This window comes from Hymenobacter pini, assembly GCF_020421205.1.
GTDB classification, from domain to species: Bacteria; Bacteroidota; Bacteroidia; order Cytophagales; family Hymenobacteraceae; genus Hymenobacter; species Hymenobacter pini.
Genome location: NZ_JAIZZH010000006.1, coordinates 1 through 14,927 on the forward strand (window position 1 = coordinate 1; position 14,927 = coordinate 14,927).

The 14,927-nt window shown below is 60.1% G+C and carries 9 protein-coding genes; all 9 read left to right on the top strand.

The features are described 5' to 3' along the window. Positions 1-9: 9 nt before the first annotated feature. The 9 genes from LF252_RS23185 (at position 10) to LF252_RS19725 (ending at position 14,925) form a co-directional block, all read left to right on the top strand. Complete coding sequence (locus tag LF252_RS23185) at positions 10-141, top strand: class I lanthipeptide (RefSeq protein WP_226271520.1); 132 nt, start codon at positions 10-12, stop codon at positions 139-141. Positions 142-248: 107 nt separating this feature from the next. Beyond that, positions 249-416: a class I lanthipeptide gene (locus tag LF252_RS19690; protein ID WP_226271308.1), complete on the top strand. Its 168-nt coding sequence runs from the start codon at positions 249-251 to the stop codon at positions 414-416. Between the two features lie 254 nt (positions 417-670). Beyond that, a complete protein-coding gene (locus LF252_RS19695) occupies positions 671-3,853 on the top strand; it encodes a lantibiotic dehydratase (RefSeq protein WP_226271309.1) in 3,183 nt (1,060 codons plus the stop codon). Positions 3,854-3,860: 7 nt separating this feature from the next. Beyond that, entirely contained in the window at positions 3,861-4,538 is a 678-nt protein-coding gene (locus LF252_RS19700) for a hypothetical protein (protein ID WP_226271310.1), read from the top strand. Between the two features lie 75 nt (positions 4,539-4,613). Next, positions 4,614-7,046 carry an outer membrane beta-barrel protein gene (locus LF252_RS19705; RefSeq protein ID WP_226271311.1) on the top strand — a complete coding sequence of 811 codons (2,433 nt, stop codon included), beginning with the start codon at positions 4,614-4,616 and terminating at the stop codon, positions 7,044-7,046. 14 nt (positions 7,047-7,060) lie between these two features. Further along, positions 7,061-8,269: a lanthionine synthetase LanC family protein gene (locus LF252_RS19710; protein WP_226271312.1), complete on the top strand. Its 1,209-nt coding sequence runs from the start codon at positions 7,061-7,063 to the stop codon at positions 8,267-8,269. A gap of 26 nt (positions 8,270-8,295) precedes the next feature. Next, complete coding sequence (locus tag LF252_RS19715) at positions 8,296-10,494, top strand: peptidase domain-containing ABC transporter (protein WP_226271313.1); 2,199 nt, start codon at positions 8,296-8,298, stop codon at positions 10,492-10,494. A gap of 36 nt (positions 10,495-10,530) precedes the next feature. Beyond that, positions 10,531-11,544: a hypothetical protein gene (locus LF252_RS19720; protein ID WP_226271314.1), complete on the top strand. Its 1,014-nt coding sequence runs from the start codon at positions 10,531-10,533 to the stop codon at positions 11,542-11,544. A 267-nt stretch (positions 11,545-11,811) separates the two neighbouring features. After that, the gene (locus tag LF252_RS19725; RefSeq protein ID WP_226271315.1) at positions 11,812-14,925 is read left to right on the top strand and encodes a lantibiotic dehydratase; all 3,114 of its coding nucleotides are present in this window, start codon (positions 11,812-11,814) and stop codon (positions 14,923-14,925) included. Positions 14,926-14,927: the final 2 nt, after the last annotated feature.

The window sequence follows — 14,927 nt, forward strand, 5'->3', positions numbered from 1 at the left end:
CAACTGGACCTGAACAAAGAAATCATTGCCAACCTGAGCGAAGAGCAGCTGCAGGAAATTGAAGGTGGCGCCGCTGCCGGCGACTTCACCTCTTGCTGGTCCACCTCGTGCAATGGCCAGGTATCGGTTGAGGCAGAATAGTTTTCTGGTTTTCATTTCAGGAAAACGTGCCCGTGGCGCGTTTTCCTGAAACCCACCAGCCTATCATTTCCTCCTTTCCAATTTTCAACTTTTAATTTCTTACCACTATGAAAAAGGTACAATTCAACGAGCAGCTGAATCTCGACAAAGAAATCATTGCCAACCTGAGTGACGAGCAGCTGCAGGAAATTGAAGGTGGCGCTGCTGCCGGTGGCATGACCTCGTGCTGGTCGACGACCTGCAATGGTAATGTAGCCAACGAAATTGACGAATAAGCCCGTCGTACTCAGCCGATATTCTATTCTGTCAGCGTTAGGCATTTAGTTGACTATTTGTTAGGCCAGGAGCTACCTGGCAACTACCCGCAGTCCGGCGTCGCCCGGCCGATTGAGCGCCAACCCCACTTTCCGGTTCAGCCCACCTTCAACCTGAATTTTCAGGCTGCCGGATGCTCAGTGCCTTCATCTTCCCGGCGCGACGCCCGCCACAGCGCCTCATCAGAGTTCCTCACCGTCTGACCGTCTGAATCATGCATAGCGCCACAACGCCTTTTGATTTTTACCTGCTGCGCCTGCCGCTTCTGCCCATTAGTGAGCTGCTGCGACTCCACGCTTCCTGGCAGCAATCAGAAGACATTGCTGGCGCTATGCATGCGCTGTATCAGGCCCCCGACCTGCAGGAAGCCATTTACCTGGTAAGCCCCGAGCTATACCAGGAGATGCGCAAATGGCTGGCCCGCCCCGCCGACAGCCAGCAGCCCGATGATAAGCGCCTACTGCTCACCCTCTACAAATACCTGCTGCGCATGAGCAGCCGCTGCACGCCCTACGGCCTGTTTGCCGGCTTCAGCACCGGCCGCGTGGCTAGCCAGCCCACGCACTTGCAGCTGGCGCCGCCGGCAAGCCGCCACTACAAGCATGCCCGCCTGGATATGAACTATATCACGGAGCTCAGCAAGCAGGTAGTAGCGGATGCCGAGCTGCGCACCCGGTTATCCTTCTTCGTTAATACCAGCCTCTACAAAACCCGCGACGCGTACCGCTACTACGAGTACCGCATCCGCAACAAGCAACGCTATTATTACCTCGTGGCCGTGAAGGCTTCCCGCTACCTGGAGCTGATACTGGCCGCTGCCGCCACCGGGGCCACCTACGCGCACCTGCTGCAGGTGCTCACGCAGGCCGGCGCCGCCCCGGATAGTGCCCAACGCTATCTGAACCAGCTCATTGACGGGCAGATCCTGCTCTCGGAGCTGGAGCCCACAGTAACGGGTCCGGAATTCTTTAACGTACTGGTAGAGAAAGTACAGGCCATTGGCCCGCAGCATCCTAGCCTGCAGCAACTGCAGCAAATTCAGGCGCTGCTGCAAGGCCCCACCATTGGCACGGGTACCTACCAAGCCGTGGAGCAGATTATCCGCCAGGCTTTCCCTTCTGCTACCAGCAAAGACTTGATTCAGACCGATCTGCGCCTGAACATGAGCGCCAACACCCTGAACAAGGAGGCGGTAACGGAGCTGAGTCAGAACCTGAACGCGCTGACGCACCTGTTCAAAGCGGCCCTGCCCCCCGATTTGCAGACGTTCATCAAGAACTTCTACGAGCGGTACGAGGAACAGGAAATTCCGCTGCTGGAAGCCCTTGACAGTGAAGCCGGCCTGGGGTATGGCAAAGCCACCGGCGCGCGCGTGAACCACACCCCGCTGGTAGACGATGTGCGCACACCGGGCAAGCCCGGCATCCGCAAAATCAACTGGTCGGAGTACCGGCAGCTGATTGTGGGCAAGTTCCTGGAGAGTCAGGCCCGGCAGCTCACCACCATCACGCTTACTGATGACGACCTGGCTCCGCTGGCCGCTGATAACCCGGTGCAACTGCCCTCTACGCTTTTCGCCATCGGTAGCCTGGTGGCCGCTTCGGCCGAGGCCCTGGATGCCGGCGAGTTCAAATTCAACCTGATGTCGTACAGTGGGCCGGGGGCTATGTCGTTGCTGGCTCGCTTTGCCCACGCCGAGCCGGCCCTGGCCGAGAAGCTGGCCGCCTGCGCGGAGCACGAGCAGGCTACCTACGGCGAGGCCCTGCTGGCCGAAATTGTCCACCTCCCCAATGCTCACACCGGTAACGTTATTCAGCGCAGCAAGCTGCGGGAATACGAAATTCCGTTCCTGGGTAACGCTTCCGTGCCACTGGATAAACAGCTACCCGCTTCCGACCTGCTGGTGTCGGTGCGCAACGGTAAGGTAGTGCTCCGCTCGAAGCGCCTGAACAAGCAGGTGCTGCCCCGCCTCACCACGGCCCACAACTACAACCACGGCCTGTCTATCTATAAGTTTCTCTGCGACTTGCAGGCCCAGCAAAACCCCTTTACAGTGGTGTGGGACTGGGACTTTCTGCGGCAACAGGCCTACCTGCCGCGCGTGGAGTACAAGCACGTTATTCTGAGCCGGGCCCGCTGGCATTTGCCGGCCACTGCCCATCCGGTGGTAGCCGCCGTGCGCACGCCGGAGCAGCTCCGGGCTTTCCGGGAGCAGTACCACCTACCGGAGCAAGTAGTGCTGGCCGATTTCGACAATGAGTTGCTGCTGGATTTTGCCTGCCCGCTGGCTATTGAAATTCTGGCTCAGCAGCTGAAAAAAGGCCCGGTTATCCTGCTCGAGTTTGTGCACCGCCCCGATACCACCCTGGTAGGTGGCGAAGGACTGGCCAGCTACGTGAACGAAGTTATTGTTCCGTTTGCGCATACCGCGCCGGCACCGGCTCCCAAGCGCCTGCCCACGCGGCCCGCCACTACCGTGCAGCGCACCTTTGCGCTAGGGAGCGAATGGACGTACCTGAAAGTGTATTGCGGGGCCAAATGGGCCGACCGAATCCTGACGGAACACCTGCTGCCCTGCATCCAGGAGTTGGAGGCGCAGCACGGCCTGCGGCGGTGGTTTTTCATCCGCTACAACGACCCCAAACCTCACCTGCGCCTGCGCCTGCAGCACGATGCCGAGCCTGGCCAACTGGCCGCCATCATTGCCCGCCTCCACCAGGCCCTGGCCCCGCTGCAGCAGGAGCGCGTGGTGCAAAGCATCCAATACGACACCTACCACCGCGAGTTGGAACGCTACGGTACGGCTACCATCGGCTTCAGCGAAACCTTTTTCCACTACGACAGCAAGGCGGTGGCGGGCTTCCTGAACCTGATTGAGGGCGACGAAGGAGAGCATTTCCGCTGGCTGTTTGCCGTGCGCGGCGTGGATCAGCTGCTGTCGGATTTCAACCTGAGCCTGCCGGATAAGCTAGCCCTCACCGAGCACATCTACCAAGCGTTCTTCCAGGAGTTCAACGGCAACGCCCAGCTGAAGCACCAACTCAACGACAAGTACCGGGAGGTAAGCCGCACGCTCACCAGCTTCCTGGACCCGGCCAACGACACGCCCTATATCCAGGAGGCTGTGGACCTGTTCAACAACCGCTCAGTAGCTCTCCGCGCCGCTTACGATGAGCTGCAGAGTACCTGGGCTACGCACTACCCCGGCCGCAACGTAGCTGCCAGCATCAGCGAGCTGCTACCCAGCTACCTGCACATGTTCCTGAACCGCATCTTCATTGCCGATCAGCGCCTGCACGAGCTGGTGGTGTACCACTACCTCACTAAGTATTATGCCTCGGCCCTGGCCCGCACCAAGCAGCGCCAACCGGTAGCGCAACCCGCCTCAACCCTGTAGCTCAGCCATGGAAAACCGCCCTTTGTACTCTGCTGAAATCACCGAAATAATTGGTACGCCGCCCAGTTGGAACATTCGGGTGGGAGGTGGCGTGCTGCTGCTGGTGCTGGCCCTGCTGCTGACTGGGGCCAGTGTGATAGGCGTGCCGCAGCACAACAGTACGCCGGTTTCTATCCGGAGCACTGCCCAGCCGCACTACCTGGTACAGCCCGCCGGTACCCTGCAGCTGCTGGTAGAAGCCGGGCAGGCAATACAGCCCGGCCAAGCCCTGGCCCGCGTGGCTACCGATACGGTACGCGCCCCCTTCGCCGGCACGCTGCAACTACTGCACTTGGCGGGTACTCCGGTTAGCCCCGGCGATACGCTAGGCATGCTGGTCCCGCTGCACAACGCCTATCAGTTTAGCGGCCGCCTGGATATTGGTCAGGTAGCCGAGCTCCGCCGCAACAATGCTTTCCCGATTCAGGTGCTGCTGGACAGCCGTACCGAAACCAGCCTGCACTTGCAGGGCCGTCTGGGCTACGTGAACCCCGTGGTGCGTAACGGCCAGGTTTCCTACACCGGCCAGCTCGACAGCGCCTCCAATACGGCCTTGGCCCAGCACGTGGCTACCATTAACAACCTTACGGGCACCCTGCACCTGAGCAGCCGCCGCACCCCCATCCTAACCCGACTTTTCAACTAACTGCTCCTCTTCCCATGCCCTGCCGCAACCATCTCCAGCAAACTCCAAACCTCCAGTTCTACTATCCCAGCTGCCATGAAACACTCTTCCTCCTCTAATCTTCGGCTCGTTGTAGCCATCCTGGGCCTGCTCCTGGCCTGGCACTCCCCGGCCCTGGCCCAGACGACCGTAACCGGTCGTGCCCTCGACCAGGATAAAAAAGAAGCCCTGAGCTTTGCTACCGTGGTGCTGAAAGCACCCGGCGCAGAAGGCAAAGTAGTGCAGTCGACGCTGGCGGATGATGCGGGCGCGTTTTCGATGAAAGCCCCCGCCGGCAGCTACCAGTTGAACGTGCTGATGGTGGGCTACACGACCCTAGTGAAGGAAGTACAGGTGGCACCCGGTACGCCCACCCTGGACCTGGGTACCCTGGGACTGAGCACGGCCGCTCATAACCTGGGTGAAGTTGTAGTAACGGCCCGCCGCCCGGTAATTGAGCAGAAGCTGGACCGGGTGACGATGAACGTAGGCGAGAGTGTGCTGGCTGCCGGCAATGATGGCTACAGCCTGCTGGCCATGGCCCCCTCAGTACAGCTTATTGATGGTCGCCTCTCCTTTCGGGGCAAAAGCAACGTGCTGATTTTGCTGAACGGCAAGCGCCTGCCCGGCGCTAACCTGGAGAGCGTGCTGGCTAGCATCCCCGGCGACCAGATTGAGCGGATTGAGCTCATCAGCAACCCCTCCGCCAAGTACGATGCTGATGCCTCGGGCGGAGTAATTGAAATCTACACCAAGCGCAGCAAAGAACTGGGCTGGACGGCCAACGTGGGCACCAACGTAAGCCAGGGCTACCGCACTGCCGGCGGCCTCAACGGTGGGCTGCGCGTGAGCACTGCCAAAATTGACTTTACGGCTACGCTGGGCTATACCCGCCGCGGCAATCTGGAGCGGGGCTACCAAAACCGCACATTGTACCAGGGCCTGACGCCCGTGGGCCGCTTTGCCCAGGATGTAAACCTGGACGACGAAACCATTCAGAACCGCAACGTGAGCGGTAGCCTCAACTACCACTTCAACAAGCGCAACACGGTGGGCGTGGATGTCAGCCAGGTGCTGTCCCGCCTCGATGGCTCGGGCCGCGTGAAGGCCGTCATCGACCAGCCCCAGGGCACCACCTTCTCCAACAGTTTCAACAACATGCGGCTACGGGTTGATTTTGCCAACTACAACCTGTTCTACCGCCGCGTACTGGACAGCCTAGGCTCCAGTGTGCTGGTATCGGGCAACTACGCCAACTACATCAGCAGCCAGCAGCAGACCTTCGACCAAGAGTTGCTGACGCCCCAGGCCACGGAGCCGACCAAAGCGTACTTCCGCAACTCGGCCCCGGCCAACTACGACATCTACACCGCCGCCGCCGACTATACCAAGGTGTTCTCGCCGACGCTGCGCCTGGAAGCCGGCGCCAAGCTGACCCGCACCGGCAACAGCAGCCGCCAAGTAGTGGAAACCATGAACGACGGAACCTGGTACGAGCAGCCCGCCGGCCCCCTCTCCCGCCTGGGCTACCAGGAGCGCATTGCGGCCGGCTACGTGAGCGTGAACCGGACCAGCGGTAAGCTCGGCCTGCAAATGGGCCTGCGCGCCGAGCAGACGCACTACCGGGTAATCGGGGGTATCGACTCCAGCTACTTCAGCCTGTTCCCGAACCTGCGCGCCGACTATAAGGTGTCGGATCAGTACTCTACGGCCCTGGCCTACGCCAAGAATATCAACCGGCCCTCCTACGCCAGCCTGATTCCGTACGAGCTGTTCTTGGACAACTACACCTCCCAGAAGGGCAATGCCTACCTGCGGCCGGAGTATGTGCACACCTTCTCCTGGAATCACCTCTACAAAGGTTTCGGCCTGCAGCTGGCCTACACCCAAACGACTAATGCCATGTCGACGGTGTACCTCTATGACCCGGCTACGCTGCGCCTGATCATGACCCAGCGCAACTTCCGCCAGCGTCACCAGAGCAGCGCCACCTTCACGGCCCCCCTCACGCCGGCCAAGTGGTGGACGATGAACAACAACGTGAGCCTGCTGTACCAGGAGCTGACCTACCCAACGCTGCTCAACGAAACCAGCCGCTTCGACACCAAGAGCAAGTTTTACTACACGGCTTCCTCGGACAACACCTTCACGCTGGGCAAGGGCTGGACGGCCCAGCTCTACGCGGCCTACAACTCGCCCTCCTTCACCGGTCTGCTCGATTACAGCGCCTACTCTTACGTATCGACGGGGATAAAAAAGACCTTCTGGGATAAGAAAGCCTTCCTGAAGCTGGACGTAGCCGACTTGTTCTACCAAGCCAACATCCGGGTATCCTCCAACGTGGCCCCGGCCGTGACGGATGGCATCCTGCGCAACGACACCCGCCGCGTCCGCCTGGCCTTCAGCTACAAGCTGGGCAAAACGGACCTGAAGAGCAAGCGGGTTCAATCCAACGGCAACGCAGCCGAGCTGAACCGCCTGGGCATGTAAGGCCCGCACCCGCTATGCAAACCCAGACACTCACTGCAACTACCGTGGAGCTGGACGTGCTACTGCACGCCATAGCCGCCCAGCTCCACGGGCCCCAGGCCGGGCAGCTCACTACCTTGGGCGTAGGCCTGGGGCTGGGAGGCTCCATCCTCTTCAACTGCCACTACGCCGCCTACACTGGCCAAACTGAGTACTACACCCTAGCCCAGGAGCAGCTGGAGCAGGTACTCGGGCAGCTTAACCCCGGCAGCTACAAATCGGATTTTGGCACCAATTACTACCAGGAGCTGGCCGAGCTGGGCAACCTGATTTGCCACCTCATCCGCAACGGCCACCTGGAATGGGATGCTGAGCGCCTGCTCGGGCAGTTTGATACCATTCTGGACCAACGCCTGCGCTACCTGCTGGAGCAGAAAAACCTGGAGCGCATCAATGGTGCGGTGGGTATCGGTACCTACTTCCTGCGGCGGGTGCAGCACTCCGAAAAGGCCCGGCAGACAATGGATATGATGCTGGAAGCCCTGCAGGACCAGCGCGAAGGCAACGAGGAAACGGGCTACTACTGGGTGTGCCGGCAAATTGTGGAGCCCCGCGTGTACACCGGCCTGGCCCACGGCAGCGCCCTGGTTATCAACTTTCTGACCTCACTTTATGAGGTTGGGTTTCGGCAGGCTGAGTGCGCCGTGCTGATGCATTACGCCATCAAGTTCCTGCTCAACACCCGCCTCGACCCGCAGCAGTACCTCTCGTCGTTTCCGCTGTGGCGGGGCAAGCAGGACCGCACCAACAACCTCTCCCTGCCCTACGGCGACCTGGGCACGGCCTACGCCATTCTGCGGGCCGCCGACGCGCTGGGCAACCTGGAGTACTGGGCCGAAGCCGCGGCCATTGCCCTGCGCACCACCCACCGCACCTCCCTCCCCGACACGTACCTGCACGACGCGTCCATCTTTTACGGAGTATCGGGGGCGCACCTGGTGTACGCGGCTTTTTACCAGCGCACGGGCCTGGCCGAGTTCAACGCTGCCGCCCGCTACTGGCTGGAGCAGATTCCCGCCCGGGCCAACCAGCCCAACGAGTATCTGAATTTCAGCTCCTTCTTCTTCCAGCACCCTACGGCCCAGGTAGGGTTCAATTTGGGCCTCACGGGCATCGGCCTCACCTTGCTGCAGGCCCTGTCCGGGGGTACGTACGCCCTGGATGAGTTCATCTGGCTGGCATAATCACCCTAGTAAATCCGGTATCGGCCATGGCTACCCTCAGCTTCCCCCACTATCAGCAGCACGATGTAATGGACTGCGGGCCTACCTGCCTGCAGATTATAAGCAAGTTCTATGGCAAAATCTTCAACATTGAGAAAATCCGCTCCTTTAGCCAGATAGGCAAAACCGGCGTTTCATTGCTGGGCATCAGCAAGGCCGCTGAAACCCTGGGCATTCAGGCCGTGGGTGGCAACATGACCTTTGAGAAGCTGGAGCAGCAGGCGCTGCTGCCCTGCATCATTCACTGGCGCCGCAACCACTTTGTGGTGCTCTACAAAATCAAGCGCAACAAAGTATATATCTCCGACCCCGCCAGTGGTCTGCATACTTACACCCGCGAGGAGTTTCTGGCCAACTGGGCCTATACCAACATCCACAACAAGGCCGCCGGCATTGTGATGCTGCTCACGCCCACGCCCTCCTTCTATAAGGCTGAGGACGATGAAGCCACCCGCCACATTGGCGTAACGCAGCTGCTGGACCACATTCTGCACTACAAAGCTCTCCTGAAGCAGCTTATGGCCGGGCTGGTGGTGGGAGCCGCCATTCAGCTGCTGCTGCCGTTCCTCACCAAAGGCCTGGTAGATATCGGCATCAAGGGGCACGACCTGAACTTCGTGTACATCATTCTGCTGGGGCAGCTGCTGTTTACGCTGGGCCAGACCTCGGTGGAGCTGATTCGGGGGTGGATTCTGCTGCACATTACGGCCCGCGTAAACGTGGCGGTGCTGTCGGAGTTCCTGCACAAGCTGCTGCGCCTGCCCCTGTCGTTCTTTGATACCAAGCTCACCAGCGACATTCTGCAGCGCATTGAGGACCACAAGCGCATTGAAGCCCTGCTGACCAGCAGCTCGCTGAACACGCTGTTCTCCATGATAACCTTCAGCGTGTTCGGGGCCATCCTGTACGCTTACAATCCGCTTATCTGCGGCGTATTCCTAGGGGGCAGCGCCCTGTACTGCGGCTGGATTTACCTGTTTCTGGAGCGCCGCAAAAAGCTGGATTTCAACCGCTTTGAAATAGCCGCCCAGAACCGCGCCAAAACCCTGCAGCTCATCAACGGCATCTACGAAATCAAGATTAATGACTGCGGCACCCAGAAAATCTGGGAGTGGGAGGGTATTCAGGCCAAGCTATTCCGGTTCAACGTCCGCTCCCTGGCCCTGAGTCAGTACCAGCAGGTAGGCTCCACTTTCCTTAACCAAGCCAAAAATATCTTCATCCTGTTTCTGGCAACCCGCCAAGTAATGGCCGGCCAGATGACCCTGGGCGACATGATGGCCATCCAGTTCATTGTGGGTCAGATGAACGGCCCAATTGCCCAACTGGCCCTGTTTCTGCAGACCTATCAGGATGCCCGCATCAGCATGGAGCGCCTGGGCCAGGTACAGGTGCTGGAAGAAGAAGAGGCCCCCAGCAAAGATTACGTGCACGACTTGCCCACGGGCCGTAGTATTACACTCCAAAACGTATCGTTCGTGTACCCAGGGGCCGGCAACAAGCCTACGCTGAAGAACATCAGCTTCCGAGTACCCGAAGGCCAGACTACCGCCATTGTGGGCTCCAGCGGCAGCGGCAAAACTACCTTGCTCAAGCTCCTGCTCCGCATCTGCACCCCCACCGACGGCCAACTGCTGGTAGAAGACATGCCGCTGGAGCGCATCAGCCCTCAGCACTGGCGCCAGCACTGCGGCATTGTGATGCAGGACGGGTTTATCTTCTCCGATACCATTGGCAACAACATTGCCATCAACGCCGAGCACCGCAGCCAGCCGGCCATCGAAAAAGCCCTGCATATTGCCAACCTGGAGCAGTACATCCGCAGTCTGCCGTTGGGGTTGCACACCAAAATTGGGGAAGATGGCAAAGGCTTGAGCGGGGGGCAGCGCCAGCGGGTGCTCATCTCGCGCATGGTGTACAAAAACCCCGATTACATCTTCCTGGACGAGGCCACCAGCGCCCTGGACGCCCACAATGAGAAGGTGATTATGGAGCGCCTCAACGAGTTTTTCCAAGGCAAAACCGTGGTAATTGTGGCCCACCGCCTCAGCACCGTTAAAAACGCCGACAACATTATCGTGCTCAACAACGGCGAAGTAACAGAGCAGGGCAGCCACGAAGAGCTGGTGCGCAAGCGGGGCTACTACTACGAGCTGATTAAAAACCAGCTGGAACTCGGTAACTGATTTATTCTCACTCTCCCTTCTTTATTCCCTACCGCTATGAGCAGCTTTATTCCCGCCTTTGTTGAGCAACTCACCGCCCTGCGCTACTCGCGCACCACTCCTGAGCAGTTGCGCACCCCCGATACACAGGCTTTGTTCACGGCCCTGTTCAACAACCAGCTCAAAGCGCAGGTAGGGCCCGAGGTGGCCGAACAGGCCAGCCAGTTGGTAGCGCATTACTACAAAGCCGTGCAGCTGTGCCGCAAAAACGAGCTAACGGCGGCCCTGGCCCAGCTGCATCTCACGGATGCGCGCCAGGCTGGCCTGCCCGCCCCGGCCGTTGAGTTTGTGACGCTGTTCCAGCTCTCGGCCTGGGGTAATTACTACTACAAAAACGGGGAAGGCACGCGGGGCATTGATACGCTGCTACATGGGCTGAGCATCAGCGCCCGGCTGGAGCAGGAGGGCTACGAGGTGTTTATCCACCGGCGCATTGAGCAGCTGCACAATATTGCGACCATCTACCTCAAGCAGCAGCAGTATGAGCAGGCCCACGCCCTGATAAAAAACACGCTCACCTTCGTGCACTCAGGCCAGGCCAGCGGGCTGTTTATTGCGGATTGGGATGGAGCCCTGCTCGGGCGGGTGAAGCTGTTTCAGGAAGCTACTCTGGAAGACAGCCTGGGCCGCATGGCCGGCCACAACACCCAGCTCATGGACCACCCCACCTACGGCAACGAGTTCTACTACCAGCACTATCTGCGCGACTTGCTCCGCGACCTGGCCACCACTACCTACAACCGCCTGGTGCTGCACAACTGGCTGTACGCCAAAGCATCTTACTTTGAGCAAGGGCCCGAGGCATTCTTCCGGAACGTGCTGGAGTTCCTCTCCGACCCCGACATTACGCCTAACTACGACGTATTCCGGGCTAACCTGCTGGCGCAGGCTATTTGGGCTATTCGCCAGCAGCCGGTGCCGCAGCAAGCTGAGCTCATTGCCACCATCCAGCAGTTTTCTGATGCCCACCTGCTCGACCGCATGGGCAAGGTGATAAAGCTGGCCGCCTGATACTGCAAGCAGGCCGCTTTTCGCCGCCTGCTTGCTCCGATACCTATAGCGTAGGGCCTATTGCAACCCGGTAGCCCGTTTGGCACTTCTCTTTCAGGAGGAGCGCCGGACGGGCTACCGGTTTTGGTTTGCTGGTTATTTTCTATATCGTAGGGGAATAATCTGATGGTCAGCAGCTACTTCGTGAAGCATACTGCCGGATTACGCGGAATTACCGCAGTTAGTGCCTAGTGTTATCCACCCCAGTAAATCCAGTAACCCGGTTGTATGGCCCACGCCTACCAGTTTCATCCGCATGTAGTATTACGCACGCCGGCCGCTCCTTTTACCTTAGCTGTTGATGCTGCCACCATCCAAGCCGCCCTGCACGACGAGCAGTTTCGGGAGGCCATCTACCTGGCCTCACCTTCCTTGCTGGAGGAGTGCGAGAAATGGCGCTTGGGCGAGCTGACGGAACCGCGCAAGTTGGAACGCTTGCAGAGCACGCTAACCCGCTACTTCATGCGGCGCAGCAGCCGCTGTACGCCGTTCGGGCTGTTTGCGAGCTGTACGTTGGTGAAATGGGGCGCCCACAGCCACATTCAGTTGAACACGGCCCGTAACGGCCGCCACACGCGCCTGGATATGCATTACCTCTGCGCCCTAGCTCAGCATCTGGCGGCGCATCCGACCGTTCGGCCTCACCTGCGCTATTGGCCCTCTACCAGCCTTTATCAGGCCGGGCAGGAGATTCGCTACGTTGAGTACATACACACCCCCACCACGCGCGTGCACCAAATCAGCGCGGTAGGGGCCTCCGAAGCGTTGGCACAAGTGCTGAGCGCCGCCCGCGAGGGGGCCACCATTCTACAGTTGGCCGCCACTCTGGTGGAGGATGAAGCCGACCAACCCGAAGCGGCTGCCTTTGTGGAGGCGCTAGTGGAGGCTCAGCTGCTAGTGAGTGAGCTGGAGCCTACCGTTACTGGCGACGAGTATTTTCAGCATATCCGGCAGGTACTGCAACAGCTCGCTACCCAGCATCCGGAGCCGGCCCTGCAAGCGGTAGCACAAACTCTGGCACACGTGCACCAGCAGCTTGTGGCGCTGGATGCGGCTCCCATGAATTCGGCCAGCGCCTACCAGCGCATTGCCGACAGCCTGCAGCCGTTGGGCGTACCCGTGGAAGCAGGCAAGCTATTCCAAACGGACGCTGTGTGTGGGCTGGCCGAGGCAACCACGCCTACGCTGGATGTTGCCCACCAGGCCCACTTGCTGGAGGCCCTGGAGGTGCTGACTTACCTGACGCCCAGCGCCGAAAACCCGCGCCTCGCCGACTTTATGCGCCGGTTTCAGGACCGCTACGAGGAGCAGGAAGTACCGCTGCTGGAGGCCCTCGATAACGAAAGTGGCCTGTCGTATTCCAGCTACGGCAAGAGCCGTTTCTCGGAGTTGGTGCACGACTTGGTGCTAGAAGAACCCGGACACCACCGGACGCCCGCGCACAACCGTACCCAGCACTATATGCGGCAGCGCCTGCAGGCCGCGGAGCGCCACCGCCAGTATACCGTGGAGATTAGCCTGGCTGAGCTGCGCAGTCAGGGCTTCGAACCCGAAACCCGCTCCCTGCCGCCTTCCGTGCCACTGCTGTTCCGGCCAACCGGTGCCAGCCAGCTACTTCTGGAAAGCGTGGGTGGCTCCAGCGCCGTCAACCTGCTGGGGCGCTTTGCCCACGCGCAGCCGGCCGTGCAAAGCCTTATCCAGGATATAACCCGCCAGGAGCAGGCACATAACCCCGACGTGGCATTTGCCGAAATATGCCATCTTCCGGCCAGCCGCACCGGCAACCTGCTGCAAAGACCCCACTTCCGGGCGCTGGAAATTCCCTACCTGGCCCAATCAACCTTGCCGCCCGATGCGCAGGTGCGGGTGCAAGACCTAACCTTATCGGTGCGGGCGGGCCAACTGGTGCTGCGCTGCCGACGCCGCAACCAGGTAATTGTGCCGCGCCTGAGCACGGCGCACAATTTTGCCGGCGACATGCTACCCGTGTACCAGTTTCTGTGCGACCTGCAAACGCAGGGCGTACAGCCCAGTCTGGGGTTCAGCTGGCAGGCAGTGGCCGGCTCCGCTACCTTTCTGCCACGCCTGAGCTGCGGCGCGGTGGTGCTGGCTCCGGCCACCTGGCAATTCACCCAAGCCGATTTGCACGACCTGCTGGCAGCCAGCCCGGCTGAGTTACCGCACCAACTGGCGGCTTTCCGGCATCAGTGGCAGCTCCCGCGCTTCTTCACCCTGGCCGATGGCGACAACGAGTTACTCATTGACCTCGAAAATCAGCTACTGGTGAGCGTTTGGTTATCGGCCGTGCGTGGCCGCGCATCCAGTAAGCTCAAGGAATTTCTGTTTGACCCCGCCGCCAGCCCGGTTCGGGACATAGCCGGCCAGCCGTTTGTACCGCAGTGCATTGCCCTGCTTGTGCGCCAGACGCCCTGCTATTTTGCGGCCGGCGCCCCGCTGACAGCCGAAGCGCCGATTGCCGTCATCCGGAGCTTTTCGCTGGGCTCTGAGTGGCTGTATTACAAGCTATACTGCGGTCAGCTGGTAGCCGACCGGGTATTGCTGGAGGCCCTTGCCCCACTAACTGCGGAGCTCCGCGAGCAGGGGCTGATTGACAACTGGTTTTTTGTGCGGTATTCTGACCCCGATATGCACCTGCGGGTGCGCTGGCACCTGCCTGAGCCGGGCCGCATTGGAGAGGTGGTGCGCTTGGTGAGCGAGTATCTGGCTCCTTTTATAGCCACCCAATCCGTCTGGAAGCTCCAGACGGACACGTACCGCCGGGAGCTGGAGCGGTACGGCTCTCGCAGCATCGAAGCCACCGAGCAGCTGTTCTGCTACCAGACCGACGCTCTATTGGCCCGCATGGCACAAGCCGCCGAGGAAGAAGCCCCTGGAGAGCTGTGGCCGTGGGGGCTCAGTGCCATCGAGGAGCTGCTCACCGCCTTCAACTATTCGCTGCCGCGCAAACTTATCCTGACGAAACGCCTCAAGGAATCATTTGCGCGGGAGTTCGGCAACACCAAGGCGCTGAAGCTGCAGCTCGATGATAAATACCGCAGTGCCCGGCCGCTGGTACAGCAAGCCATCAGTTCCGTAACCAACTCCGCCCTGCCACTGCCAGCCGAATTGTTGGCTATTGCGGCCCGCATTACGGAACTGGAGCAGCAGGGCGGCCTGGAAATAGCCAAAGACCAGCTGCTGGCCAGCTACCTGCATATGCTCCTGAACCGGCTGCTACCCGCCGAAGCCCGCCTGCACGAGCTCGTGCTGTACGACTTCCTGTTCCGGCACTATCAATCGTGCCTGGCCCGGCAGCAGAAACAGGAGCAGGTACCACTGTAACA

What these genes read in the sequence shown, in the direction of transcription:
- LF252_RS19690 (WP_226271308.1), top strand. Translation starts at nt 249, where the DNA reads ATGAAAAAGGTACAATTCAACGAGCAGCTGAATCTCGACAAAGAAATC.
- LF252_RS19695 (WP_226271309.1), top strand. Translation starts at nt 671, where the DNA reads ATGCATAGCGCCACAACGCCTTTTGATTTTTACCTGCTGCGCCTGCCG.
- LF252_RS19700 (WP_226271310.1), top strand. Translation starts at nt 3,861, where the DNA reads ATGGAAAACCGCCCTTTGTACTCTGCTGAAATCACCGAAATAATTGGT.
- LF252_RS19705 (WP_226271311.1), top strand. Translation starts at nt 4,614, where the DNA reads ATGAAACACTCTTCCTCCTCTAATCTTCGGCTCGTTGTAGCCATCCTG.
- LF252_RS19710 (WP_226271312.1), top strand. Translation starts at nt 7,061, where the DNA reads ATGCAAACCCAGACACTCACTGCAACTACCGTGGAGCTGGACGTGCTA.
- LF252_RS19715 (WP_226271313.1), top strand. Translation starts at nt 8,296, where the DNA reads ATGGCTACCCTCAGCTTCCCCCACTATCAGCAGCACGATGTAATGGAC.
- LF252_RS19720 (WP_226271314.1), top strand. Translation starts at nt 10,531, where the DNA reads ATGAGCAGCTTTATTCCCGCCTTTGTTGAGCAACTCACCGCCCTGCGC.
- LF252_RS19725 (WP_226271315.1), top strand. Translation starts at nt 11,812, where the DNA reads ATGGCCCACGCCTACCAGTTTCATCCGCATGTAGTATTACGCACGCCG.